General features: G+C 70.9%; 23 protein-coding genes, 1 tRNA gene and 2 pseudogenes. 10 read left to right on the plus strand and 16 right to left on the minus strand.

Features of this window, described 5'->3' with window-relative positions; translation table 11 throughout:
* The 3 genes and pseudogenes from AB0959_RS11390 to AB0959_RS11400 all read left to right on the plus strand — a co-directional run.
* A pseudogene (locus AB0959_RS11390) lies at window positions 1–502 on the plus strand (glycosyl transferase); the annotation flags it as partial.
* Between the two features lie 225 nt (window positions 503–727).
* Window positions 728–2,218: an MFS transporter gene (locus AB0959_RS11395; protein ID WP_366826114.1), complete on the plus strand. Its 1,491-nt coding sequence runs from the start codon at window positions 728–730 to the stop codon at window positions 2,216–2,218.
* A gap of 148 nt (window positions 2,219–2,366) precedes the next feature.
* On the plus strand, window positions 2,367–3,158 hold the full coding sequence (locus tag AB0959_RS11400) for a TetR/AcrR family transcriptional regulator (RefSeq protein ID WP_366826115.1): 792 nt from the start codon (window positions 2,367–2,369) through the stop codon (window positions 3,156–3,158).
* A 173-nt stretch (window positions 3,159–3,331) separates the two neighbouring features.
* Here the strand turns inward: AB0959_RS11400 and AB0959_RS11405 are convergent, their stop codons facing one another.
* The 4 genes from AB0959_RS11405 to AB0959_RS11420 form a co-directional block, all read right to left on the minus strand.
* Window positions 3,332–3,802, minus strand: coding sequence for a PPOX class F420-dependent oxidoreductase (locus tag AB0959_RS11405; protein WP_366826116.1), 471 nt, complete (start codon window positions 3,800–3,802; stop codon window positions 3,332–3,334).
* Window positions 3,803–3,901: 99 nt separating this feature from the next.
* Entirely contained in the window at window positions 3,902–4,726 is an 825-nt protein-coding gene (locus AB0959_RS11410) for a YceI family protein (RefSeq protein ID WP_366826117.1), read from the minus strand.
* A 99-nt stretch (window positions 4,727–4,825) separates the two neighbouring features.
* Window positions 4,826–7,336 (minus strand): MFS transporter, encoded by a 2,511-nt coding sequence (locus tag AB0959_RS11415; protein ID WP_366826118.1) that lies wholly within the window; start codon window positions 7,334–7,336, stop codon window positions 4,826–4,828.
* Between the two features lie 24 nt (window positions 7,337–7,360).
* A complete protein-coding gene (locus AB0959_RS11420) occupies window positions 7,361–7,966 on the minus strand; it encodes a MarR family transcriptional regulator (RefSeq protein WP_366826119.1) in 606 nt (201 codons plus the stop codon).
* A 246-nt stretch (window positions 7,967–8,212) separates the two neighbouring features.
* Here AB0959_RS11420 and AB0959_RS11425 point away from each other — a divergent pair, with 246 nt between their 5' ends.
* Complete coding sequence (locus AB0959_RS11425; protein WP_366826120.1) at window positions 8,213–8,404, plus strand: hypothetical protein; 192 nt, start codon at window positions 8,213–8,215, stop codon at window positions 8,402–8,404.
* Window positions 8,405–8,444: 40 nt separating this feature from the next.
* Here the strand turns inward: AB0959_RS11425 and AB0959_RS11430 are convergent, their stop codons facing one another.
* The 9 genes from AB0959_RS11430 to AB0959_RS11470 form a co-directional block, all read right to left on the minus strand.
* On the minus strand, window positions 8,445–9,236 hold the full coding sequence (locus AB0959_RS11430) for a hypothetical protein (protein ID WP_366826121.1): 792 nt from the start codon (window positions 9,234–9,236) through the stop codon (window positions 8,445–8,447).
* A 126-nt stretch (window positions 9,237–9,362) separates the two neighbouring features.
* Window positions 9,363–10,283, minus strand: a complete 921-nt coding sequence (locus tag AB0959_RS11435; protein WP_366826122.1) for an RNA polymerase sigma factor SigF — start codon at window positions 10,281–10,283, stop codon at window positions 9,363–9,365.
* Between the two features lie 406 nt (window positions 10,284–10,689).
* Window positions 10,690–11,652 carry an RNA polymerase sigma factor SigF gene (locus AB0959_RS11440; RefSeq protein ID WP_366826123.1) on the minus strand — a complete coding sequence of 321 codons (963 nt, stop codon included), beginning with the start codon at window positions 11,650–11,652 and terminating at the stop codon, window positions 10,690–10,692.
* A 282-nt stretch (window positions 11,653–11,934) separates the two neighbouring features.
* Complete coding sequence (locus tag AB0959_RS11445; protein ID WP_366826124.1) at window positions 11,935–12,228, minus strand: Dabb family protein; 294 nt, start codon at window positions 12,226–12,228, stop codon at window positions 11,935–11,937.
* A gap of 27 nt (window positions 12,229–12,255) precedes the next feature.
* Window positions 12,256–12,432: a hypothetical protein gene (locus AB0959_RS11450; RefSeq protein WP_366826125.1), complete on the minus strand. Its 177-nt coding sequence runs from the start codon at window positions 12,430–12,432 to the stop codon at window positions 12,256–12,258.
* Window positions 12,433–12,581: 149 nt separating this feature from the next.
* A tRNA-Ser gene (locus AB0959_RS11455) sits at window positions 12,582–12,666 on the minus strand.
* A gap of 90 nt (window positions 12,667–12,756) precedes the next feature.
* On the minus strand, window positions 12,757–13,188 hold the full coding sequence (gene tadA, locus AB0959_RS11460) for a tRNA adenosine(34) deaminase TadA (RefSeq protein ID WP_366826126.1): 432 nt from the start codon (window positions 13,186–13,188) through the stop codon (window positions 12,757–12,759).
* A gap of 119 nt (window positions 13,189–13,307) precedes the next feature.
* Window positions 13,308–13,844 (minus strand): hypothetical protein, encoded by a 537-nt coding sequence (locus AB0959_RS11465; RefSeq protein ID WP_366826214.1) that lies wholly within the window; start codon window positions 13,842–13,844, stop codon window positions 13,308–13,310.
* Window positions 13,845–14,224: 380 nt separating this feature from the next.
* The gene (locus AB0959_RS11470) at window positions 14,225–14,407 is read right to left on the minus strand and encodes a hypothetical protein (protein WP_366826127.1); all 183 of its coding nucleotides are present in this window, start codon (window positions 14,405–14,407) and stop codon (window positions 14,225–14,227) included.
* 137 nt (window positions 14,408–14,544) lie between these two features.
* On the opposite strand from AB0959_RS11470, the gene upp reads away from it, so the two are divergent.
* Window positions 14,545–15,180 (plus strand): uracil phosphoribosyltransferase, encoded by a 636-nt coding sequence (gene upp, locus AB0959_RS11475; RefSeq protein WP_366826128.1) that lies wholly within the window; start codon window positions 14,545–14,547, stop codon window positions 15,178–15,180.
* 124 nt (window positions 15,181–15,304) lie between these two features.
* Here the strand turns inward: upp and AB0959_RS11480 are convergent, their stop codons facing one another.
* The 3 genes from AB0959_RS11480 to AB0959_RS11490 form a co-directional block, all read right to left on the minus strand.
* The gene (locus AB0959_RS11480) at window positions 15,305–15,973 is read right to left on the minus strand and encodes a LytR C-terminal domain-containing protein (protein WP_366826129.1); all 669 of its coding nucleotides are present in this window, start codon (window positions 15,971–15,973) and stop codon (window positions 15,305–15,307) included.
* Window positions 15,974–16,160: 187 nt separating this feature from the next.
* Window positions 16,161–16,460 (minus strand): type II toxin-antitoxin system VapB family antitoxin, encoded by a 300-nt coding sequence (locus AB0959_RS11485; protein WP_016472209.1) that lies wholly within the window; start codon window positions 16,458–16,460, stop codon window positions 16,161–16,163.
* 397 nt (window positions 16,461–16,857) lie between these two features.
* Window positions 16,858–17,442, minus strand: a complete 585-nt coding sequence (locus AB0959_RS11490; protein WP_366826130.1) for an HhH-GPD-type base excision DNA repair protein — start codon at window positions 17,440–17,442, stop codon at window positions 16,858–16,860.
* A 233-nt stretch (window positions 17,443–17,675) separates the two neighbouring features.
* Between AB0959_RS11490 and AB0959_RS11495 the strand changes: the two genes are divergently transcribed.
* The 5 genes and pseudogenes from AB0959_RS11495 (at window position 17,676) to AB0959_RS11515 (ending at window position 23,213) form a co-directional block, all read left to right on the plus strand.
* Window positions 17,676–19,304 carry an IS200/IS605 family accessory protein TnpB-related protein gene (locus tag AB0959_RS11495; RefSeq protein ID WP_366826131.1) on the plus strand — a complete coding sequence of 543 codons (1,629 nt, stop codon included), beginning with the start codon at window positions 17,676–17,678 and terminating at the stop codon, window positions 19,302–19,304.
* A 44-nt stretch (window positions 19,305–19,348) separates the two neighbouring features.
* Window positions 19,349–19,450: pseudogene (locus AB0959_RS11500) on the plus strand (siderophore biosynthesis protein); the annotation flags it as partial.
* 24 nt (window positions 19,451–19,474) lie between these two features.
* Window positions 19,475–19,954 (plus strand): cupin domain-containing protein, encoded by a 480-nt coding sequence (locus AB0959_RS11505; protein ID WP_366826132.1) that lies wholly within the window; start codon window positions 19,475–19,477, stop codon window positions 19,952–19,954.
* The gene (locus AB0959_RS11510) at window positions 19,951–20,724 is read left to right on the plus strand and encodes an SDR family NAD(P)-dependent oxidoreductase (protein ID WP_366826133.1); all 774 of its coding nucleotides are present in this window, start codon (window positions 19,951–19,953) and stop codon (window positions 20,722–20,724) included. The genes AB0959_RS11505 and AB0959_RS11510 overlap by 4 nt, the downstream gene beginning before the upstream one ends.
* Window positions 20,725–21,284: 560 nt before the next feature.
* Entirely contained in the window at window positions 21,285–23,213 is a 1,929-nt protein-coding gene (locus AB0959_RS11515) for a copper resistance protein CopC (RefSeq protein ID WP_366826134.1), read from the plus strand.
* Window positions 23,214–23,361: the final 148 nt, after the last annotated feature.

Raw genomic sequence — 23,361 nt, forward strand, 5'->3', positions numbered from 1 at the left:
GGGCCAGCCCCCGACCGGCGGCAACGGCGGCGCCTTGCCCGGCGGCGGCCAGAACCAGCAGGGTCAGCAGGGTCAGCAGAACCAGCGGGATGGCATGGGTGGCGGCGGCGGTGGCGGTGTGGGCGGCCTGCTCAACGGCGCGTCCGTCAGCTCCGAGGCCAAGGAACTGCTGGAGAAGAACGCGAGTGACTACACCTGGGCCGCCGCGGCCATCGGCGCCCAGAACGCCGCGAGCTACCAGCTCTCCACCGGCGAACCGGTCATGGCGATCGGAGGCTTCAACGGCACCGACCCGTCCCCGACGCTGGCCGAGTTCAAGAAGTACGTGGAGGAAGGCAAGATCCACTACTTCATCTCCAGCGGCACCGGCGGCGGCATGGGCGGCAACAGCAACGGCACCTCCTCGCAGATCAGCTCCTGGGTCCAGGAGAACTTCAAGGAGGTCACGGTGGGCAGCTCCACCTTCTACGACCTGACGCAGCCGACGAGCGGCGACAGCTGACGAGCGGCGACTGACCGTTCGGGTCTCCTCAAGGGCGGTGGCCCGGGGCTTCGTGCCTCGGGTCACCGCCTTTTCGTACGCCTTTTCGTACGCCCTCTCGTACGCACTCTCGTGCCGCCTCTCGTGCCGCTTCTCCGTCCGGCCCGGATACTGCCTTGTACGGTGTATGGGAGTCGTTCTACGGTGTATGGCGACTCATTCCCGTACACCGTAGAAGGGCCTCCCATGACGGCGCCGACGACCGCCGACACCTCACCGACCGTCCCGCAGGGGCACCCCCAACGCTGGCTGATCCTCGGCGTCATCTCGACCGCGCTGCTCACCGTGGTGCTGGACAACACCGTCCTGAACGTCGCCATCCCCTCGCTCACCCGGGAACTGGGCGCGGCCACCTCGGACATCCAGTGGATGATCAACACCTACTCGCTGGTGCAGTCCGGACTGCTGCTCACCCTGGGCAGCGCCGCCGACCGCTACGGCCGCAAGAAGATGCTGGCCGCGGGCCTGACCCTGTTCGGCGTGGGCTCGCTGGTCGCCGGACTGGCCGACTCCACGGCCCAGTTGATCGCGGCGCGGGCCGGCATGGGCATCGGCGGGGCGCTGCTGATGACCACCACCCTGGCCGTGGCGATGCAGATCTTCACGCCCGAGGAACAGCCCAAGGCGATCGGCATCTGGGCCGCGGTCAACGCGCTCGGCTTCGCCAGCGGCCCGCTCCTCGGCGGCTTCATGCTGGACCACTTCTGGTGGGGCGCGATCTTCCTGATCAACCTGCCGATCGCGGCGCTCGCCCTGGTGGCGGTCCTCGTCCTCGTCCCCGAGTCCAAGAACCCGCGGGGCGACCGCCCCGACCTGTTCGGTGCCCTGCTGTCCACGATCGGCATGACCTCCCTGGTGTTCGCGATCATCTCCGGTCCCGAACACGGCTGGACCTCCGGCCGGGTCCTGGTGACGGCGGCCGTCGCGGTCCTGGTGCTGGCGGCGTTCGCGTACTGGGAGAGCCGGATCCCGTACCCCATGCTCGACATGCACTTCTTCAGGGACCGCCGGTTCACGGGAGCCGTCTCCGGAGCGGTCCTGATCACCTTCGGCATGGGCGGCTCGCTCTTCCTCCTCACCCAGCACATGCAGTTCGTCCTCGGATACGGCCCCCTGGAGGCGGGCCTGCGCACGGCCCCGCTCGCCCTGACGATCGTGGCCCTGAACTTCTCCGGCCTGGCGGCGAAGTGGGCGACCAGGCTCGGGCACCCGGCCGCCATCGGCCTTGGCATGACGCTGATGGCCGCCGGCCTGGCGTCCATCGCCACGCTCGCCTCCGGCGGTTACGCCGGGACACTGCTGGGGCTGCTCCTCATCGGCGCGGGCGCGGCGATCGCCAACCCGGCGATGGCGCACGCCATCATGAGCGCGATTCCGCCGGAGAAGGCGGGGATCGGGGCCGGGATCAACGGCACGGTGGCGGAGTTCGGACAGGGGCTCGGCGTCGCGGTGCTGGGTGCCGTACTGAACTCGCGGTTCGCCGCGTTGATTCCGATGGCGGCCAGCTCGTTGCCGGCGGCGCTGGCCTCGGCCTCGTCGACGGAGGAACGGGCGCGGATCACCGATGCGTTTGCCTCCGGGCTGGAGACCAGTCAGTTGGTGGGGGCGGTCGCTGTGTTGCTCGGGGGTGTGGTCGCGGCGATGTTGCTGCGCAGGGCTGAGAGGGTGGGTGCCTGAGAGCTCGGTCGGTGCGGTGCGTGTGTGGCTGCGGGTAGTTCGTGGTTGATCGCGGCCACGCGGCGGAGCCGCAAATTGACACAGCCCCGCGCCCCTTGCGGGGCGCTTAGCATCGTGACCAGCTGTTGAGTGTCGAGGAAGGTGCGCCATGGTGGCAGCCGAGGGGGCGAAGCGTCGTCCTGCGCGGGCCAGCGTATGGCTGGAGGACAGGGCGCGACGCGGCGGGACGGCGCGTGGCGGTCAGCCCTCCGGCCTCGACCGGGACCGGATCGTCGCGGTGGCGGTGGCGCTGCTGGACTCCGAAGGGCTGGCGAAGTTCTCGATGCGGCGGCTGGCCGCGGAGCTGAACGTGACCGCGATGTCCGTGTACTGGTACGTGGACACGAAGGACGATCTGCTGGAGCTGGCCCTGGACGCCGTGTTCGGCGGGATGGGGGCGCCGGCCCGTATCCCGGGCGACGACGAGGAGTCCACGGCGGACTGGCGTGACCTGCTGCGCGAACTCGCCGTGGACTACCGGGCGGTGCTGGTGCGCCACCCGTGGGTGTCACCGCTCGCCGGGGCCTTCCTCAACATCGGGCCGAACTACCTGGAGTTCTCCTACGCCGTTCAGCGCGTGATCCGCAGGACGGGGCTGCCGCTCTCCGAGCAGACGGGGGCGATCTCGGCGGTCTTCCAGTTCGTGTACGGGTTCGGGACGATCGAGGGGCACTTCGTCGAGCGCTGCGCCGCGGCCGGGGTGAGCCGCGACGAGTACCTCAGCGACGCGATGGCCGAGGTGATGCGGGTTCCGGAGATCAGCCACGTCATGGAGGGGTCGAAGGAGATCATGGAGGCCCGTGGGGGCGACACGGTGGCCGAGATGTTCGAACGTGACTTCTCCACCGCCCTGGAGATCGTGATCGGCGGCATCGACGCGAGGGTGACCGCCGTCGGCTGAACGCGCTTCGGGTTCGTACGGGGCCGGGGGTGCGCCGGGAGGTCTCCGCGTGGGCGCGCCCCAGGTTTTTAGGGGCGCGGGGAACTGCGCGACCAGCCACAACGCACCCGCACCCGCACCCGCCCCGCCCCGCCCACGGACAGAACCCGGCAGAACCCGGCAGACGAGACCCGCTACTCCTGCGGAGCAAGCCGCGCAGGAAAGCCCCCCGTGGCCACCGGCCCCCACTTCACGGGCGTGACCCGGATGATCGACTTCCCCTGCTTGACCATGGCCTCCCGGTACTCGTCCCAGTCCGGGTGCTCGCCGGAGATGTTGCGGAAGTACTCGACGAGGGGCTCGACCGAGTCGGGGGAGTCGATGACCTCGGCGGTGCCGTCGATCTGGACCCAGGGGCCGTTCCAGTCGTCGCTGAGGACGATCAGGCTGACCTGGGGGTCGCGCTTGGCGTTGCGGGTCTTGGCGCGCTCGGGGTAGGTCGAGACCACGATGCGGCCCGAGTCGTCGACGCCGCAGGTCAGGGGCGAACCCTGGGGGCTGCCGTCGGTGCGGCGGGTGAGCAGGATCGCGCGGTGGCGCGGGCGTACGAAGTCCAGCAACTCGTCGATGCCGACGGAGGTGTTCGTCGCGATGTTCGGTGCCATGGTCGCAGCCTAGGCCCTGTGCGCGGGACGAGCCTGACCCTGTCGTTCCTACGCCTGCGCCCGTCCTACGCCTACGCCCGTCCTACATCTGCGCCCGTCCTACATCTGCGGCAGTGTCTCGCCCTGGACCGCCTGGATGTCCAGTTCCACCTTGAGGGTCGTGCCGATCGCGGCGATCCCGGCCTGGAGCACCTGGTTGTAGTTCATCGCGAAGTCCTCGCGGTGGAGCTGCGTCGTGGCGTGGAAGGCGGCTCGTATGCCACCCCAGGCGTCCTTGCCGGTGCCCAGGTAGGTGAGGGTGAGGTCGACGGGGCGTGCGACGCCGTGCATCGTGAGCTCGCCGTGCAGCGTCCACTGGTCGGGGCCGGCCGCCGGGGTGAGGCCGGTCGAGTGGTACGTGATCGTCGGGTGCGCCGTGACGTCCAGGAAGTCCGGGGAGCGGAGGTGGTCGTCCCGCATGCCGTTGCCCGTGTCGATGGAGTCGGCGGTGATGACGGCCTCCACACGGGACTTGGCCACGTCGTCGGGGGCCACCTCGATCCGGCCGGAGAAGTCCGTGAAGCGGCCGTGGATGGTGGAGATGCCCAGGTGCCGGGTGACCGCGGTGACCGAGGAGTGGGCCGGGTCGATGGTCCAGGGGCCGGGCGGGGGCAGCTCGGTGCCGCCCTGGCGGGTCAGGGTCACGGTGCCGATCTCCGCGCGACCGCTCGCCGTGACGATGGCCGTGGAGGCGGTGGGCGCGTAGCCGACGGCCGTGATGATCGCGGTGTACGCGCCGGGCGCGAGGGCGGTGGTGTCGTGCACCGTGCCCTCCTCGTCGGCCGACGCCCGCAGCACCTGCGCGCCGGTCATGTCGATCAGCGTGACGACCGCGTGTGACACGGCCCAACCGTCACGGGTGAGGATCTTCGCGGTCAGTCCCATCGTGGGTGACTCCTTTCATGGGGCCGGCCCGCGGGGCGCGCGTCCGCTCTGCGCGTGCTCCACGGGCCGGGGTTCGGGTGACTTCGCTTGTCGGGTGGACTACTCGCCCGGGTGGGCCAGTTCGATGTCGTGGCCGTCGACTCCCGGGCCGGTGACCGTGAGGGCGGTGGCCACCGGCGGGTAGCCCGTCGCGATGACGGTGTACTCGCCGCCGTCCAGGTCGGTGAAGGCGTACGCCCCGTCCGAGCCGGTCGTGGCCGTGCCGGCGACGTTGCCCGCGGCGTCGACCAGGGTGACGCGGGCGTCGGTCAGGGGGCCGCCGGAGGCCCGTACGACACCCTGGAGGCGGGCGCCGGAGCGCAGGTCGACCTCGACCCTGGTGACGCCGGTGCCGCCGATGTCGACGGGGAGGGCACGGGGGCGGTGGCCCGCCGCGTTCACGGCGACCGTCACCGTGCCGGGCACCAGGTCGGCGAAGGTGAACTCGCCCTGCTCACCGGTGGTGCCGGTGGCCAGCACGTCTCCGCGCACGTCCGTGACGACGACCATCGCGTCCTTGACCGGCAGGGCCGATCCGGCGTCGCGGACCATGCCGCTCAGCCCGCTGGTGCCGCTGAGCAGGATGTCGTACGAGACCGGCTCGCCGTCCACCACGATCGTGGACGCCTGGGGCTGGAAGCCGTCGGCGGCGGCGATCAGGACGTAACTGCCCGAGCCGGGCGCGTCCAGGGCGTAGGCCCCGTCGGCCTGGGCGATCGCGCGGCCCAGCTGACGTCCCCCGAGGGAGATCAGCGTGACGGAGGCCTGCGGCACCGGCGTGCTCTCGGCGCCGCGGACGTGGCCGTGGATCGGGGTGCCGCCGGAGGAGGGGCGCTCGTCGGTGGCCACCATGGCGACCGCGGCGAGCCTCTGGGTGCCGTCGGGAACGGCCTCCGCCCGGGCGGTCGTGGTCGTACCGGCCGGCACCTGCTCCTCGGCAGGGGCGGCGGCCTCGGCCACCGGCGGGAACTCCTCGGCGCCGGCCGGCTCGGCGGACGCGACCTTGGTCTTCAGCGGGACCTCCTTGATGAAGAAGGACACCAGGAGGGCCAGCAGCGCCAGGGGCGCGGCGTAGAGGAAGACGTCCGCGACGCCATGGCCGTAGGCGCTCTCCACGACGGTGCGCACCGGTGCGGGAAGCGCGGCAAGGTCGGGGATGCCCCCTCCGCCCGTACCGGCGTGGCCGAGGGCGGAGCCCTGGGCGCCGAGACCGGCGAGGCCGTCCTTGACGTAGTCGGTGATCCGGTTCGCGAGGACCGCGCCGAGCGCCGAGACGCCCATGGCACCGCCGAGGGACCGGAAGAAGGTCACCGTGGAGCTGGCGGCACCCAGGTCGGTGGGGGACACCTGGTTCTGCGTGCAGAGCACCAGGTTCTGCATCATCATGCCGACGCCGAGGCCCAGCAGGGCCATGAAGATCGCGATGTGCCAGTACTCGGTGTCGTACCGGATCGTGCCCAGCAGTCCGAGACCCGCGGTCACCAGCACGCCACCGCCGAGCAGCCACGCCTTCCAGCGCCCGGTCCGGGTGATGACCTGACCGGAGACGGTGGAGGAGACGAACAGACCGGCGATCATCGGGATGGTCATGACGCCGGACATCGTGGGCGACTTGTCCCGGGCCAGCTGGAAGTACTGGCTGAAGAACACGGTGCCCGCGAACATCGCGACACCCACGAACAGTGAGGCCAGCGAGGCCAGCGTGATGGTGCGGTTGCGGAACAGCCGCAGCGGGATGATCGGCTCGCTCGCCTTGGCCTCGACGAGGACGAAGATCAGCAGCAGCGCCAGCGTGCCGCCGACCATCGCGTACGTCTGCCAGGACACCCAGTCGTACTTGTCGCCGGCGAAGGTCACCCAGATCAGCAGCAGGCAGACCGCCGCGGTGATGAAGAGGGCGCCCGCCCAGTCCACCTTGACCTGCCGCTTGACGACCGGGAGGTGCAGGGTCTTCTGCAGCACGATCAGGGCGATCACGGCGAAGGGCACGCCGACGTAGAAGCACCAGCGCCAGCCCAGCCAGCTGGTGTCGGTGATGACACCGCCGATCAGCGGGCCGCCGACCATCGCGGTGGCGAAGGTGGCGCCGAGGTAGCCGTTGTAGCGGCCGCGCTCACGCGGGGAGATCATCGCGGCGAGGATGATCTGGGCCAGCGCGGACAGACCGCCCATGCCGATGCCCTGGACCGCGCGGAACCCGATCAGCATGCCGGGGTTCTGCGACAGGCCGGCCGCCGCCGAGCCCAGCACGAAGATGATCAGTGCGACCTGGATCAGCAGCTTCTTGGAGAACAGGTCGGCGAGCTTGCCCCACAGCGGGGTGGACGCGGTCATCGTCAGCAGGGACGCGGTCACGACCCAGGTGTAGGCGCTCTGGCCGCCGCCGAGGTCGCCGATGATCCGGGGCAGGGCGTTGGACACGATCGTCGACGACAGGATCGCGACGAACATGCCGAGCAGCAGCCCGGTCAGCGCTTCCATGATCTGCCGGTGCGACATCGGGGCGCCGCCGGGGGCGGCACCCCCGTGCTTGGCATGGGCCCGCACACCGGCTGGTGTGGTCGTTGCCATGGACTTCCTTCTCTTCGTTGCTGTTTATGCGGGTGTACGGGGGGTGTTACCTGAGGTGTTGCTTGTGGTGTTGCGGGGGGTGACTTCGGTGGAGATCTCTTCTGCAACGGGTGCGACGGGCGCGGTAACGGGTGCGGCGGGCGCGGTAACGGGTGCGGCGGGCGCGGCAACGGGTGCGGTGTGCGTGATCCGCGGGCCCGTCCGGCAGTCGCCGAAGCTTTCGCGCAGCCGGTTCAGGAGCTGGATCAGCTGACCGACCTCGTCGTCGGACCAGTCGCCCAGCCGGTCGGCCAGCAACTGGGTCGTGGCTCGGTAGAGCTCGTCGAGCCGGGCCCGCCCCTCGGGGGTCAGGCGCAGGATGCGCGAGCGCTTGTCCGCCGGGTCGGGCAGCCGTTCGATCCATCCGCGTCCGGCGACGTGGGCGACATGGCGGCTGGTCACCGACATGTCCACGGCGAGCAGCTCCGCGAGCCTGCTCATCCGCATGTCGCCGTGGCGCCCGAGCAGCGTCAGCACGCCCGCCGATCCGCCCGGGCAGTCCGGCGGCATGATGCGCTCCATGTCCCGCTTGACGACCCCGACGGCACTGAGCGAACGCGCCAGCTCCTCGTACTGCGCCTTCTCGGCCATCGCGCCTTGCCTCCCACCTTTGTTGCTTAAGGCAACCGTAATATTGATTGGTTGCTGCAGGCAAATGGATGTGGGGGTCCGAGGGCTAAAAGCTTGGCAAAGACAAGTATTGGCGAGCGTAAATGTGCAGGTCTCACGGGAGGTGTCGGGTGTGGACCGGACGGCCCACTTCCGGCGTTACCGCACCCAACAGGACAGCGCACCCGCACTTGGGCGGCTCCCCCGCATTCGCTAGGGTCCTGGGCCATGGCTAACACCCAGGGCCCCCAGGGCAACCACGACCCTGCCGGCAACACCCAGATGTTCCGCGCCTTCGTCGACGAGCCCCAGGGCCGTCAGCAGGCGGCCCCGTCCTCCGGCCCCCGTGTCGGCGTGATCGTCGGCGTCATCGTGGCCGTGGCGGTCGTCGTCGCCGTCGCCTGGCTCGCGCTGAAGTAGTCACGCGGCGGCTTGCGTCGGGCGCGGTCACTTCGGTCGTTCACTTCCACTTGACCGAGACGTCCTGTGTCTCGATGTGCATGCCCAGGGGTACCCGCCACTCCTCGACGCACACCGTCCAGGTCTTCTCGCGGCTGCTCCCGACGGCGATGGGTGCGGGGAGTTTCCTCGTGGACTCCACGGTCGCCCAGTCGATGCCGAGAGCATCGATGACATGCGTACCGAGGGTGACCTTGCCTGAACGCACCGTGGCGCCACCGGTGTTGCGGAACTCGACGGTGACCTTCTCGCACCAGCGCTTGTCGGTGGGTTTCCGCCCGGGCTCGCTCGCGCTCAGGCCCGCGGGGCCCGTGGGAGACGGTGTCGCCGTGGCGCCGCCGGCCGGTGGGCCGGAGGCGGGCGGTGGCGTGGATGCGGGGGGCCCGTCCGTCGTCGTACGACCGGAGCCGGAGCCGGAGCCGGAGCCTTGCGCCGCGGAGCCGGAGTCCGAGTCGGAGCCGTCCGGAGTGCCGGGGAGGGCCGGTTGAGCGCCCGGGCCGTTCGCCGTGCCCGAAGTGCCCTTCTCCTCGCGAGAGCCGGGCGAGCCGGGAGAGCCGGACGAGTCGGGGCGCCCGGAGTCCGCCGGTGGTCGCTCGCCCTCCAGAGGTACGAAGGCCACGTCCCCCGTCGGTCCCACGGTCGGCCGGGGAGAACCGGCTCCCGAGCCCACGGCCACGTAGCCGTCGCCGTCGGCACTCCCGCAGGACGCCAGCGCCCCGCCCAGACACACGAGTGCCGCCGAGGCACCGGCCACGGCGCCCCGACGGCCACGTATCCATGTCGCGTGAGGCATCGCGCCAGTGTGACTGACGGGGCGTCAGTTAGGAACCCCGTCGACAACGGCCGGCACGCTCGCCCAGCGGTAGATCGGCCAGTTGGCCAATCGGCCAGTCGGCCAATCGGCCAGTTGGCCAATCGGTCAGTCGGAGATCAGCCCGTCCCGCAGCTGGGCCAGCGTGCGGGTGAGGAGACGGGAGACGTGCATCTGGGAGATGCCGACCTCCTCGCCGATCTGCGACTGCGTCATGTTCGCGAAGAAGCGGAGCATGATGATGCGGCGCTCGCGGGGTGGCAGCTTGGCGAGCAGGGGCTTGAGGGACTCGCGGTACTCGACGCCCTCCAGCGCGGTGTCCTCGTAGCCGAGGCGGTCCGCGAGGGAGCCCTCGCCGCCGTCGTCCTCGGGGGCCGGGGAGTCGAGCGAGGACGCCGTGTACGCGTTGCCCACGGCGAGGCCGTCGACCACGTCCTCCTCGGAGACGCCCAGCACGGCCGCGAGTTCGGTGACCGTCGGGGAGCGGTCGAGCTTCTGGGAGAGCTCGTCGCTCGCCTTGGTCAGGGCCAGGCGCAGCTCCTGGAGGCGGCGCGGGACCCGGACCGACCACGAGGTGTCGCGGAAGAACCGCTTGATCTCGCCCACGACCGTCGGCATCGCGAACGTCGGGAACTCCACGCCCCGTTCGCAGTCGAAGCGGTCGATCGCCTTGATCAGGCCGATCGTGCCGACCTGGACGATGTCCTCCATCGGTTCGTTGCGCGACCGGAAGCGGGCGGCGGCGTAACGCACCAGCGGGAGGTTGAGCTCGATGAGGGTGTCGCGGACGTAGGCGCGCTCGGGGCTGTTCTCGTCCAGTGCGGCCAGCCGCAGGAACAGGGAGCGGGACAGGGTGCGGGTGTCGATGGACTCCGAGGCCGGCGCGGCCGGGACATCAGCAGCCGTGAGGACCGGGGGACCGGGAAGGTCCTGCGGGTCCTGAAGGTCCTGAGGGGCCTGGAGAGCGTCGGGCGCGGACTCGATCTTGTCGAGCGTGAGCACCTTCGAGCTGCCCTGGTCTGCGGACATGCCACCCCCTTTGGGTCGCGGACGGAACGCGGCGGACGCTCCGTCATAGGGAACGCAGCCTCCACCTGAATACCGGCTGCGAGGCTGCGGCAAACGCGCTTCCCGCAGAATGTCACATGTCGGCAACACGCTGTAGTGACATGTCGACATAACCAGGGTGTATCTGCCCTGGTTGATGATGGTCTGAGGGGGTTTCGGAGCACATCTGTCGGAAAGTGGGCCGATGTGTGATTCGCTCGCGGCGGTGACGACCCGGCCTTACTTTCGGTTACCCGTGATGGCCTGGGACCATGTCGGAGCCGGCGTTTCTGTGCGCCCCGCCTGCCTTTGTGCGCCCCGCGTGCCCCGCCTGCCACCTCCGACTTTCGCAGGTCATCCCGGATGCTGGACACCGTCGCGGCGTGCGTCAGGCCTCGATCCGGTTCGCCGACCGGAGCCGGGCGAAGCTACGGGCGAGTAGCCGTGAGACGTGCATCTGGGAGACGCCGAGTTCGGCGCTGATCTGTGACTGGGTCAGATTGCTGTAGTAGCGCAGGAGAAGGATGCGCTGCTCCCGTTCGGGCAGTTGGACGAGCAGGTGCCGTACGAGATCGCGGTGTTCGACGCCGTCGAGCGCCGGGTCCTCGTAACCGAGCCGGTCGAGCAGGCCCGGCAGTCCGTCGCCCTCCTGGGCGGCCTCCAGTGAGGTCGCGTGGTACGAGCGTCCGGCCTCGATGCAGGAGAGGACCTCCTCCTCGGTGATGCGCAGCCGCTCGGCGATCTCGGCGGTCGTCGGAGTGCGCCCGAAGGAGGTGGTGAGGTCCTCGGTCGCGCTGTTGACCTGCACCCACAGCTCGTGCAGGCGGCGCGGGACGTGGACCGTGCGGACGTTGTCGCGGAAGTAGCGCTTGATCTCGCCGATCACGGTCGGCATGGCGAAGGTGGGGAACTGCACGCCCCGGTCCGGGTCGAACCGGTCGATGGCGTTGATCAGCCCGATCGTGCCGACCTGGACCACGTCCTCCATGGGTTCGTTGCGGCTGCGGAAGCGGGTGGCGGCGTAGCGGACGAGGGGGAGGTTCGCCTCGATGAGGGCACAGCGCACGCGGTCGTGGTCGGGGGTGCCGGGTTCCAGGTCCTTGAGCTCGGCGAAGAGCACCTGGGTGAGGGCGCGGGTGTCGGCGCCCCGGCTGCGCTGGGGCGCGGGCTCCGGGGGTGGTTCGGCCGGCTGCTCGGGAGGCTTGGCGGGCTGCTCGGGAGGCTTGGCCGGTGGCCCGGAGGACTGGGATGGCCCGGACGGCTCGGTCGGCGGCCCCGGGGGCTCGCCCTGGGTGCGGGACGGTTCGTCTGTCGACCTGGGCGGCGCTTGAGGCGCAGTACTGGCCGGCACGGTCAACTCCACCTCCGACGCCACCTCGTGATCTGTCGACGAATCCGTCAAAACCGGTCATAGCATCACAAGTAATGCGCGTTGCGATCAAGCACCGCATATCGCCGTGTTGAGGATGCGCGGGGACGAGGGACGGCGGGTTGGGCCGTACGACGCAGCAGAGCCCTCCACCACTTCGGTGAAGGGCTCCGGCGGAGGCTCCGGCCGAGGCTCCGGCGGAGACGCTGGCGGACGCGCCGGCGGAGGCGCCGGCTGAGGGCTCTGGTGGGGTGGGGCGGCGGCTCAGAATTCGTAGTCGGCGACCACCCAGGTGGCGAACTCGCGCCACAGCGCGACGCCCTCCTGGTGTGCCGGGTGCTCCAGGTACCGCTTCAGCGAGTCGGCGTCGTCGACCGCCGAGTTGATCGCGAAGTCGTACGCGATGGGCCGCTCGGAGATGTTCCAGCCCAGCTCCCAGAAGCGCAGCTCCTCGATCAGCCCGCCGAGGGCGCGGAAGGCCTCGACGCCGGCCACGACACGGGGGTCGTCGCGCTCGACGCCGTCGTTGAGCTTGAAGAGGACCAGGTGGCGGATCATGAATGCTCCCGGGGGATTACGGGTCGGTCACTTGCCCCCGTTGGCGATCCACGTCATGAAGTCGCCGATGGCCTGGGCGGCGTTCGAGATGCCCTCGAACCCTATCTGGACGTACTCGGCGGCCTTGGCCGGGTCGGTGATGATCACGTAGAGCACGAAGACCACAGCCACGTAGACCGCGACCTTCTTTCCCTGCATTGCCACGAGGCCTCCCCCGTCTCTTGCGCCCCATGGGCCTCCGACAGACGGCGGTGAGTGTATCCCGCGCATGTGTTCGCGGGAATTGTGCCGATCGTGATGCTCACGAGGTCCACGCACGAAGGGCCCCGTCTCTCGACGGGGCCCTTCATCAGCGGTAGCGGAGGGATTTGAACCCTCGGTGACTTGCGCCACACTCGCTTTCGAGGCGAGCTCCTTCGGCCGCTCGGACACGCTACCGAGGGAGACATTACCCCAACGTGGGCCGTGGTTTGAAATCGGTATTGGTGGGCCCGGGTTCCCGCTCGGCGCCGGGGTGCCGGGCGGGTCTCAGCGGGTGCGGAAGAAGTCGGTGAGGAGCTGGGCGCACTCGGCGGCGAGCACGCCTTCGATCACCTCGGGGCGGTGGTTGAGGCGCCGGTCGCGTACGACGTCCCAGAGGGAGCCCGCCGCGCCGGCCTTCTCGTCGCGGGCGCCGTAGACGACCCGGTCGACCCGGGACTGCACGAGGGCGCCCGCGCACATCGTGCAGGGTTCGAGGGTGACGACCAGCGTGCAGCCGGTGAGCCGCCACTCTCCCAGCCGCGCGGCCGCCCGGCGGATGGCCAGCACCTCGGCGTGGGCCGTCGGATCGCCGGTCGCCTCGCGTTCGTTGTGCCCCGTGGCCAGCACGGTCGTGCCGTCCGGGGCCAGTACGACGGCGCCGACCGGGACGTCTCCGCCCGCGGTCGCGCGCTCCGCCTCGTCCAGGGCGAGCCGCATCGCGGCCCGCCAGCGGTCGCGTATCGGGTCCGGGGCGGCCGGGTCCGGGGTGACCTGGTCCGGGGCCGGGGCGACCGCTGTCTCCTCCGCTTCGGGGGTCCGGTGTGCCGGCCAGCGGCTCAGCGGACCGTCTCCAGGACCTCCGAGGCGCCCAGGGCCTCGGCGATCGCGTTCAGCGCGTCGTCGGCGTCGAGGGAGCGCAGCTCCTTCTCGCCGACGCCCAGGTCGTCGAGGACCTCGCTGTCCCCGACGGGACCGTGCGGCACGGCGGCATCGGCGGCCGGGCCGTCGTCATCGTCGTCGTCGTTCTCGGGCTCGCCGTCCTCGGTGCCATCGAGGTCGAGGGAGTCCAGGTCGGCGGCGTCGTCGCCGGGCTCCCTTCCGAGCAGTTCGTCCGTGAGCAGGATCTCGCCGTACGAGCTGCGGGCGGCTGCGGCGGCGTCCGAGACGTAGATCCGAGGGTCGTCCTCGCCGTCGACGCGGACGACGCCGAACCAGGCGTCCTCCTGCTCGATGAGCACCAGCACCGTGTCGTCCTCGGGAGAGGCTTCACGGGCCAGGTCGGCGAGATCCGACAGCGTTTCCACATCGTCGAGCTCTGTGTCGCTCGCTTCCCACCCGTCTTCGGTGCGCGCGAGCAGTGCGGCGAAGTACACCGTGACTCTCCCACTGGTCATAGGCGTGCCGGTTGGGGGTCCCCCCGGCGGAGGTTGCGGGCGGGGAGTGCGTGCTCCGAGCCCCACCCACTCGGAATCGTGGCAGAAACAGAGCGCTCAGGGGACGTCTTCGGCCCGCTGTGTCCCCCACTATTGATCGCGCGTCGCTGATCGCTCGATCTCTTGAGGGACGCGGAAGCCTGTGCTCACCGGCTTGGAGGCCTGTGCTCACGGGCCTGGAGGCCTGTGCTCACGGGCCTGGAGAAGGGTGCACCTGGGCGCTTGTCGCTGCCGTGGTGATCGTACGCGGCTCCGGGCACCGGGGCCGCACACGCTCGGATCCGGATGCGGCTGTGTGGTCTGGCGGGTACGGCGTGTTGCTACAAGCGGAACGTGCGCATACGCATGGCGTGGCGCAGGCGGGCCACCTTGGCGCGGCGGGGCTGGACACGGTCGCGCAGCTCCCGGGCCTCCGCACGCTCCCGCAGGAACCGGGCCCGGCGCCTCCTGCGCTCGGCCTCGGTCTCCCGCTGCTCCTGCCACCCCTCGTCCACGTCCGGCATAGACACACCACCCCAGTTACGTTCTTCCCACATTCCCCCGGATGGGCGGTTTGATGCGGACAGTGGGGAGAGCTTCACGGCCCGCCCTTGCCGAGCGCGACGGTCAGGGGCGGCGAAGGCCCGGATACCCTGAGGACATGCGTCTCCACGTCGTCGACCACCCCCTGGTCGCCCACAAGCTCACCACGCTGCGCGACCAGCGCACCGACTCCGCGACCTTCCGTCGGCTGGCCGACGAACTGGTCACCCTCCTCGCCTACGAGGCCACCCGCGACGTGCGCACCGAGGCGGTCGACATCGTGACCCCGGTCGCGCCCACCACCGGGGTGAAGCTCTCGCACCCGCGCCCGCTGGTGGTGCCCATCCTGCGTGCCGGTCTCGGCATGCTGGACGGCATGGTGCGCCTGCTGCCGACCGCCGAGGTGGGCTTCCTGGGCATGATCCGCAACGAGGAGACGCTCCAGGCCTCCACGTACGCCTCGCGCATGCCCGAGGACCTCTCCGGGCGCCAGGTGTACGTGCTCGACCCGATGCTCGCCACGGGCGGCACGCTGGTCGCGGCGATACAGGAACTGATCAAGCGCGGCGCCGACGACGTGACCGCGGTGGTGCTCCTCGCGGCCCCCGAGGGCGTCGAGATCATGGAGCGCGAGCTGGCGGGCACTCCGGTCACGGTCGTGACGGCGTCCGTCGACGAGCGGCTCAACGAGCACGGGTACATCGTGCCGGGGCTCGGGGACGCGGGGGACCGGCTGTACGGGGCGGCTGAGTAGGCGGCGGTTCGCGTCGGCTTCTCGGAGGCTTCCGGGCGGGTTCGCGTCGGCGTCCCGGCGGCGTCTCGGCAGCGTCTCTGCGGCTTGCCGGGTGACGTTCCGGGTGGCTTCTCCCGGTCGCTCCTCAGCAGCCCTTCCGGGCCGGGGTGGGCGTCGGGGACGGCTTGGCCAGGGCGGTCAGTGCCTTCGCGGCGTCCGCCGTCGGCAGCAGCGACTTGAAGCCGTCGCCGATGATGAGATCCACCTCGGTGGCCTTCGTGCGGGCGTCCGTCTTCAGTTCGGCGCCCTGGAGCTGGGTGCGCAGTACGGGCAGCGCCGATCCGGTGGCGGTCTTGGCGCCCAGCAGCACTGCGGCGCCGTCGACCTTCTTGTCGTACTCCTTGGTCGCGTTGCCCACGTCGCCGATGCGGAAGCCGCGCTTCTTGAGCTCCTCGGCGGTCTCCTTGGCGAGGCCACTGCGCGGTGTGGCGTTCAGGACGTTCACCGTGATCCGGTCCGGCCGGGGCAGGGTGGACTTCGCGGGGGCCGTGGGGGACGGGCTCGCCTTGGTCCGCGTCTTCGTCTTCGTCTCCGTCGGGCAGTCGGCCTTCGCACCGGCCGCGGAGGTCTTGTCGCCACCCGTGAAGACGTCGATGAGCTGCGTGGTCCCCCAGCCGATCAGTCCGACCGCGGCCATGGACGCGACGACCGTGAGAACGAGCCTGCGGCGCTTCCGAGGGCGGCGCATGCGCGGGAACTTGTCCCCCGTGATCCGGTATTGGCCGCCCATGCCGGGAGGAGTCAGCATGCTCATGGGCGCAGCGTAGTGCGCCTGGGCGGCGATTCCTACTAGATGATCATTACCCGGGGGCCGGTCCAACCCGAAAGGGCCAACCGAGGGTGGTGGCGGACGGTGTCGGCCGGGTGCGCTCCCGCCGAGTGTGGTCCGCTCGGGTGTCGCTCGGTCGGGTGCGGCCCGGTCGGGTGCGGCCTGGTGGGGGTCAGTCGTCGAGCTCGAGGACCCGGGCGTGCAGGACCTGGCGCTGCTGGAGGGCCGCGCGGACGGCGCGGTGGAGGCCGTCCTCCAGGTACAGATCGCCCTGCCACTTCACGACGTGCGCGAAGAGGTCGCCGTAGAACGTGGAGTCCTCGGCCAGCAGTGTTTCCAGGTCGAGCTGGCCCTTGGTCGTCACGAGCTGATCGAGGCGGACCGGGCGCGGCGCGACGTCCGCCCACTGCCGGGTGCTTTCCCGGCCGTGGTCGGGGTACGGCCGGCCGTTTCCGATGCGCTTGAAGATCACACGGAAAGCCTACCGGCCCAGACGTTCCGGGCGCAGCCATGGCGGCGGAGTGTGGCGCCGGAAAAGACGTGATCAACCTGGGCGAAGTGTGTGAATTCTCCAAGGTGGTGTGTCGTTTCCGGGGTCGGCGGCACCGTTAACGGAGGGCTGACGCGAGGGGCAGAGCGGGTGACACGGGGGTGCGGGAGCGGTCCGGTGTGGGCGCGGGTGCGGGTCCGGTGTGGGTGCGGGCGCGTTGTGGCTTGGGCGCCTACGCGTCTGTTCGCGGGTCGGGGGTGCGCGGTCAGCGGTGCGTTGTGGTGCCGGGGGCGCGGTGGTGCTTTTGAGGGGCGCGGGGCTGTGTCGACCCCACGGGTCGCGGCGCCGGCGTCTCGGGGCCGTGACCCGTGGGGTCCGGTTACCTGCCGGAGGCCTTCGCCGCCGCCTTCATCTGTTGCTTGTGCGCCCGGACCTTCGCCAGGGACTCCGGACCGGTGATGTCGGCGACCGAACGGAAGGAGTCGGCTTCGCCGTACGCGCCCGCGGCCTCGCGCCAGCCCTCGGGCCGTACGCCGAGTTGCTTGCCCAGCAGGGCGAGGAAGATCTGGGCCTTCTGGGCGCCGAAGCCGGGGAGGTCACGCAGGCGCTTGAGGAGCTCGCGGCCCGTGGCGACCCCGTCCCACACCGCGCTCGCGTCCCCGCCGTAGTGCTCCACGAGGTACTGGCACAGCTGCTGGATCCGCTTGGCCATGGAGCCCGGATAACGGTGCACCGCCGGCTTCTGCGAGAGCAGGGCGGCGAAGGCCTCCGGGGCGTGCACGGCGATTTCATGCGCGTCGAGGTCGTCCGCGCCGAGCCGCTGGGCGATGGTGGCCGGACCCTTGAACGCCCACTCCATCGGGACCTGCTGGTCGAGCAGCATGCCGACGAGCGCGGCGAGCGGACTGCGTCCGAGGAGCTCGTCGGCCTCGGGGTCCTGGGCGAGGTGCAGCGTGACGTTCATGCCTCGATCATCGCCCGCGACGCCGGTGATCGCCCGGTGGGGTTGTGAACTGCTGGCGGTTAACTGCGTACAGGTGTGTTCTGGCGCGCATGTGTGGGTGTCCGGGCTGCGGCACGTGCGCCTGCGCGGGCGGGAACGAAAGTTCTTCTGTCGAATGTGTGACCTTTGCCGGTGGTGGTCGTTGAGCGTGATGAGGGGTTTTTCGGTCGGCGTGGGGGAGGGGGTGTTGGGGGATGGGTGGGCTGCGGGAGTTGGCGGCGCCGTTCGTCGCCCTGGGCCCGTCCGGTGTGGCGGTCCGTGGTCGGCTCAAGCACCTGACGGTGGAGGATGAGAGGGTTCTTCGTCTGGTCGGTGACCATCTGGGCGGGCTCGCTTCCCGGGATCTGAAGGCGCGGTGCGCGGCCGGGCTGGACCACGACAGCGAGCAGTGGGCGCAACGCAAGCGGGCACTGACAAACGAGTCCTCCTCCCGGTGGGCCGGGTCGATCACCAAGGCCACCCACGATCAGTGGGCGCTGGCCAGGCGCGGACAGCTCGCGCACATCCAGAACCTGCAAGCGGGGGTGCGTACGATCGCGCACCGGCTGTCGCTGCCGGTCGGGGAGAAGGGCTCCAAGCGGGCTCCGGGCGGCTACCGCAGCAGGCAGGAGTGGCATGCCAAGTCGCGCCGTCTGCACGTGCTCGAAGACCGGCTCCAGGCGGCACGTGCCGATGGGGAGGCCGGAGTCGTGCGTGTGGTGCGGGGCGGGAAGCGGCTGCTAAACGCCCGCCACCACCTGGACGCCGCCGGGCTCACCGAGGAGGGGTGGCGCGCGCGGTGGGAGGCCGGGCGCCGGTTCCTTGAGGCCGACGGCGAGTCCGGGAAGCGGTTCGGCAACGAAACCATCCGCGTCACCTGCGACGGCGAGGTCTCCCTCAAACTCCCCGCCCCTTTGGCGTATCTGGCGAACGCCCCGCACGGCCGGTATGTGCTCGCCTGTCGGGTGGCGTTCGCGCACCGGGGTGAGCAGTGGGCCGACCGTGTCACCGCGAACCGGGCCGTCGCCTACCGCATCCACGAAGACACCACACAAGGGCGCTGGTACCTCACCGCATCCTGGACGATCCCCGCGGTGAAGACCGTGCCCCTGGCCGCGGCCCGCGCGAGGGGCATGGTCGGTGTCGACACCAACGCCGACCACCTGGCCGCCTGGCGCCTGGACGTCCACGGCAACCCCGTCGGCCAACCACTCCGCTTCGCCTACGACCTGTCCGGCACCGCCGCCCACCGCGACGCCCAGATCCGGCACGCCCTGATCCGCCTGCTGCACTGGGCCAGGCGCCATCACCTCGCGATCGCGATCGAAGACCTCGACTTCCAGGCGGAGAAGACCCGCGAGAAACACGGCCGCCGCAAACGCTTCCGCAAGCTGATCTCCGGCATGCCCGTAGCCAGATTGCGGGCCCGGCTCGTGAGCATGGCGGCGGAACTCGGCATCACCATCGTCGTCGTCGACCCGGCCTACACCAGCTGCTGGGGCGCCCAGCACTGGCAGAAACCCCTCACTAGCAAGACCAGGAAGACCACCCGCCACGACGCGGCAGCCGTGGCGATCGGCAGGCGCGCCCTGGGACACCCGATCCGGCGTCGGACGGCACCGCCCCCTGCTCACCGGAGTGATGAGCAGGGGCATCGGACCGTCCAGGCCCGACCAGGCGTCCCGGGGCGTGAGGAACCCCGCCCCCGCATCCCCGGACCACGGACACGATCCGTGCGCGCCGGTTGCGGTGGGAAAGCGGGAGACCAGGACGCCCAACACCGTTCGTGGCGTCCGGCTGAGCATGAATCCTGGCAACAGGACTCACTACCGCTCAGTCTTTAGGAACGGTACGCATGTCTGCGAAATGTCCCCGGGCGGAAAGGGGCGTGGTCCTGCCGGAGATCGGCCTGCCGGAGGTGTACCGGTCGTACAAGCGGGCGCAACTCGCCTTTCTGAGGAGGGAGAAGTCCTTCGGAGCGGGGATGTGACCGCCGGTCAGTAACCTGGGCCGGGTGACTCCCGAAGACCTCGTCGCGCACTACGGGCTGGAGCCCATCCCCCGCGAAGGCGGCCGGTTCCGCCGTACGTGGGAGGGGCCCGAGCGGTCCGACGGCCGGCCCGAGGGCACCGCCATCGTCGCCCTGCTCACCGCCGAGCCGGGCGACTACTCGGCGCTGCACCGGCTGCCCTCCGACGAGGTCTGGCACTTCTACCTCGGCGACCCGCTGGAGGTCCTGCTCCTCGCACCGGACGGCTCGTCCCGTACGGTCCTGCTCGGACCGGACGTCGTCGGCGGCCAGTGGGTGCAGTACACGATGCCCGCCGGGACCTGGATGGGAGCGCGGGTCCGCGCGGGCGGTGCCTGGTCGCTCTTCGGCTGCACCATGGCGCCGGGCTTCACGTACGAGGGGTACGAGCACGGGGACGCCGGCGAACTGGCGGTGCGGTACCCGGCTCAGGCGGCCCTGATCGCCGAGTTGGGGCGGCCTTGAGCGGCGGCGGGCTGTTGGCCGGGCAGGTCGCGCTGGTGACCGGCGCCGGGGGTGGGATCGGCCGGGGGATCGCGCAGCGGTTCGCGGACGAGGGGGCGGCCGTCGCGCTGCACCACCGGACGCGGGGCGTGGACGACCTGGTCGAGCGGGTACGAGGGGCCGGTGGGCGCGCGATCGCCCTGCGGGCCGAGCTGACGGACGAGGACGCGTGTGCCCGTCTGGTCCGCGACGCGGCCGAGTGGGGTGGCGGGCGGTTGACGGCCCTGGTCAACAACGCCGGGGTGCAGCCCGTGCGGGCGCTGCCCGGTATGACCGTCGCGGACTGGCGGGCGGTGGTGGACGCGAATCTGGCGAGTGTGTTCGCGTGTACGCAGGCGGCGGTCGAGGTGATGCGTGCGGATGGTGACGGAGGCGGCGGGTCCGTCACGCACATCGCCTCCATCGAGGCCGGTCGGCCGGCTCCGCTGCACGCCCACTACTGCGCCGCCAAGGCCGCCGTCGTCATGCACGCCCGGTCGGCGGCGCTGGAGTACGGGCCGTACGGGATCCGGGTCAACACCGTGTCTCCGGGGCTGATCGACCGGGAGGGGCTGGAGGAGGACTGGCCGGAGGGGGTGCGTCGGTGGCGACAGGCGGTTCCTGTCGGCCGGATGGGGCGTCCCGAGGACGTCGGTGATGCCTGTGTCTTCCTCGCCTCGTCGATGGCGTCCTGGGTCAGCGGGCACGATCTTGTGGTGGATGGTGGGGTGTCGGCGCGGCCTACGTGGTGACGTGGGTCCCTGTCACCCGGCTTTTCTCGCCCCCGCCGCCCCTACCCGTCCCATCCCCAGGGGCGCTGCCCCTTCGACCCCGGCCACCGGCCAAGGGGGGTGCGCCCCCTGGCCCCCCTTTTCGGGGCTCCGCCCCGGACCCCGTTCGGGGGCTCCGCCCCGGACCCCGTTCGGGGGCTCCGCCCCGGACCCTCGCTCCTCAAACGCCGGAGGGGCTGAAGGGTGCGGGGCGGCGGGGGCGAAAACCCGTCCCGCGCCTGTGAGCACGCGGCCCTTCTCATCCGTATGTATATGACAGCCATGAACGACGGATCCGGAGACACGACGTGGGCCGACCGAGGGGCGAAGAGCGAGATGGCGGACGACGGGACGACGGGACGTACGGCGGTGTCGCGACCATCTGGCCACTCGGAAGCCGGAGGAGTCATGGAGGCGAAGGCGGTCGCGGGGACGACGGACCTGCTGGGTGCCGTGCCGTCACCGGCCGCGCCCCCGGAGCCCATGATCCACGAGGCCACCGCAACGGCCCCCGGCACGGACGGCGCGGGCTTCAGCGCCTGGTGCTGCTGGGCACCGTGCTGGTCCTGTTCCTCCTCGGCGGCGCGGGAACGGCGTCCGCGCACGCCGCACTCCGCGACAGCGACCCCCGGGACGGAGTAGTCCTCAAGTCCGCGCCCCGGCAGGTCACGCTCAGCTTCACGGAGTCCGTGAGCCTCCTCGACGACTCGATCCGCGTCGTCGACCCGGACAACCGCCCCGTGGAGACCGGCGAACCGGGTCGCGCGGGCAAAAGCTCCGACACGGTCCGTGTGACGCTGCCGGCCGACCTGGGCGACGGCACCTACACGATCGCCTGGCGGGTGGTCTCCGCCGACAGCCACCCGGTGTCCGGCGCGCTGCTCTTCTCGGTCGGTGAGCCGTCGGCGACCAAGCCCGTCGCCACCACGCCCACGGAAGACCCGGTCGTCGCCTCCTTCTACAACATCGCCCGGTACGTGGCGTACGGCGGCCTCGCGCTCCTCATCGGCGTGACCGTCTTCACCGCGCTGCTCGGCGGCCTGAGCGCGGCGCTCCGCACGCTGCTCGTGGCCGGCTGGGCGGCGCTTCTCGCCTCCACGGTGGCCCTGCTCCTCCTGCGCGGCTCCTATGAACGGGGCACCGGCATCACGGAGATCCTCGACACGTCCGTCCTGGCCGACACGGCCACGAGCAGGCCCGGCATGGCTCTGCTGGCGCGGCTGGTCCTGCTGGCGGGGGCCTTCTTCTTCGTACGGGGAGCCGGCGCCGTCCGGGGAGTGGGAGCGGCGGGGGGAACCGGGGCCCGTCGGAAGGCGGTCCTCGCCGCCGGAGTCGTCCTGTCCGTCGGTCTGGCGCTGACCTGGGCGGCGGCCGAGCACGCCTCCGCCGGGATCCAGGTTCCCGCCGCGATGACGTCCTCCGTGCTGCACCTGCTCGCCATGGCGGCCTGGCTGGGCGGTCTGACGGCGCTGCTCACCGTGTTGTACCGCGCCCCGGCGGACCTGTCGGCCACCGTGGTCGCCCGGTTCTCCCGGCTCGCCTTCCTCTCGGTGAGCGTGCTGGTCGTCACCGGCGTGTACCAGTCCTGGCGAGGTCTCGGCTCGTGGGACGCGGTCACCGGGACGGCGTACGGCAGGCTGCTCGTCGCCAAGCTGTGCGCTGTGGCCCTGCTGCTCGTGGCCGCGGGCTTCTCCCGGCGCTGGACGACCCGGTGGGTGACGGCGGGCGCGACGGCGGGCGCGACGGCGGTCGTACGGGAGCGGCAGCCCGAGAAGGAAGAGACGCGGGTGGAGGTGCGGGTGCCCGAGCGGGTGGGCGGCGGTTCGGCGGACACGAGCGCGGCCGACGGTTCCGAGGCCGAGGGCGACGAGGTCACCGTACGGACGACCGAGGCGACGGACGGGACGACGACGGACCACGGCACCCCTGCCGACACCGACACCGACACCGACAGCGAGGGCCCCCAGGGCACCGCCGACGCCCACCGCCTCGCCCTCCGGCGGTCGGTCCTCGCCGAGTTCGCCGTCGCCGTCCTGGTCATGGTGATCACGACGGTGCTGACCGTGACGCTGCCCGGCCGCGCCGAGGCGGAGTCGGCGGCATCGTCCAGGACGACGGCGCCCGGCGAACCCACCGCCTCCAGCAACCTCATCCCGTTCGACGTCGGCACGCCGAACGGCAACGGCAAGATCCAGCTCGACCTCGCACCCGCCACGGTGGGCAAGAACCAGATCCAGGCGGTGCTCTTCGGCCCCGACGGCGGCATCGCGACCGTTCCCGAGGTGCGGGTGACCTTCACCCTGAAGTCCCAGGACGTCGGTCCCATCGACGCCAAGCTCACGAACCGGGGCGGCTACTGGGCGACCGACACCCTCCAGCTGCCCCTCCCCGGCACCTGGACGATGAAGATCACCATCCGTACGACGGACATCGACCAGGTCACGGTGGAGAAGAACGTGAAGGTCTCCTGACGGAGTTCGCGTTCCGGGGCGCGTTCCGTGCGGAGTTCGCGTTCCCGTCAAGGGCCCCGGCCGGCCTTCTCCCGGTCGGGGCCCTTGGTCGTGCCTTCGTGCCTGCCTGACTGCCTGCCTGACTGCCTGCCTCGTTGCGCTGGTTGCG

The organism is Streptomyces sp. NPDC046862 (assembly GCF_040704615.1).
In the GTDB taxonomy this organism is placed as follows: domain Bacteria; phylum Actinomycetota; class Actinomycetes; order Streptomycetales; family Streptomycetaceae; genus Streptomyces.

Coding starts and splice junctions, on each gene's coding strand:
- AB0959_RS11395 (WP_366826114.1), top strand. CDS start 728: ATGACGGCGCCGACGACCGCCGACACCTCACCGACCGTCCCGCAGGGG.
- AB0959_RS11400 (WP_366826115.1), top strand. CDS start 2,367: ATGGTGGCAGCCGAGGGGGCGAAGCGTCGTCCTGCGCGGGCCAGCGTA.
- AB0959_RS11405 (WP_366826116.1), bottom strand. CDS start 3,802: ATGGCACCGAACATCGCGACGAACACCTCCGTCGGCATCGACGAGTTG.
- AB0959_RS11410 (WP_366826117.1), bottom strand. CDS start 4,726: ATGGGACTGACCGCGAAGATCCTCACCCGTGACGGTTGGGCCGTGTCA.
- AB0959_RS11415 (WP_366826118.1), bottom strand. CDS start 7,336: ATGGCAACGACCACACCAGCCGGTGTGCGGGCCCATGCCAAGCACGGG.
- AB0959_RS11420 (WP_366826119.1), bottom strand. CDS start 7,966: ATGGCCGAGAAGGCGCAGTACGAGGAGCTGGCGCGTTCGCTCAGTGCC.
- AB0959_RS11425 (WP_366826120.1), top strand. CDS start 8,213: ATGGCTAACACCCAGGGCCCCCAGGGCAACCACGACCCTGCCGGCAAC.
- AB0959_RS11430 (WP_366826121.1), bottom strand. CDS start 9,236: ATGCCTCACGCGACATGGATACGTGGCCGTCGGGGCGCCGTGGCCGGT.
- AB0959_RS11435 (WP_366826122.1), bottom strand. CDS start 10,283: ATGTCCGCAGACCAGGGCAGCTCGAAGGTGCTCACGCTCGACAAGATC.
- AB0959_RS11445 (WP_366826124.1), bottom strand. CDS start 12,228: ATGATCCGCCACCTGGTCCTCTTCAAGCTCAACGACGGCGTCGAGCGC.
- tadA (WP_366826126.1), bottom strand. CDS start 13,188: ATGCGGCTCGCCCTGGACGAGGCGGAGCGCGCGACCGCGGGCGGAGAC.
- AB0959_RS11470 (WP_366826127.1), bottom strand. CDS start 14,407: ATGCCGGACGTGGACGAGGGGTGGCAGGAGCAGCGGGAGACCGAGGCC.
- upp (WP_366826128.1), top strand. CDS start 14,545: ATGCGTCTCCACGTCGTCGACCACCCCCTGGTCGCCCACAAGCTCACC.
- AB0959_RS11480 (WP_366826129.1), bottom strand. CDS start 15,973: ATGAGCATGCTGACTCCTCCCGGCATGGGCGGCCAATACCGGATCACG.
- AB0959_RS11490 (WP_366826130.1), bottom strand. CDS start 17,442: ATGAACGTCACGCTGCACCTCGCCCAGGACCCCGAGGCCGACGAGCTC.
- AB0959_RS11495 (WP_366826131.1), top strand. CDS start 17,676: ATGGGTGGGCTGCGGGAGTTGGCGGCGCCGTTCGTCGCCCTGGGCCCG.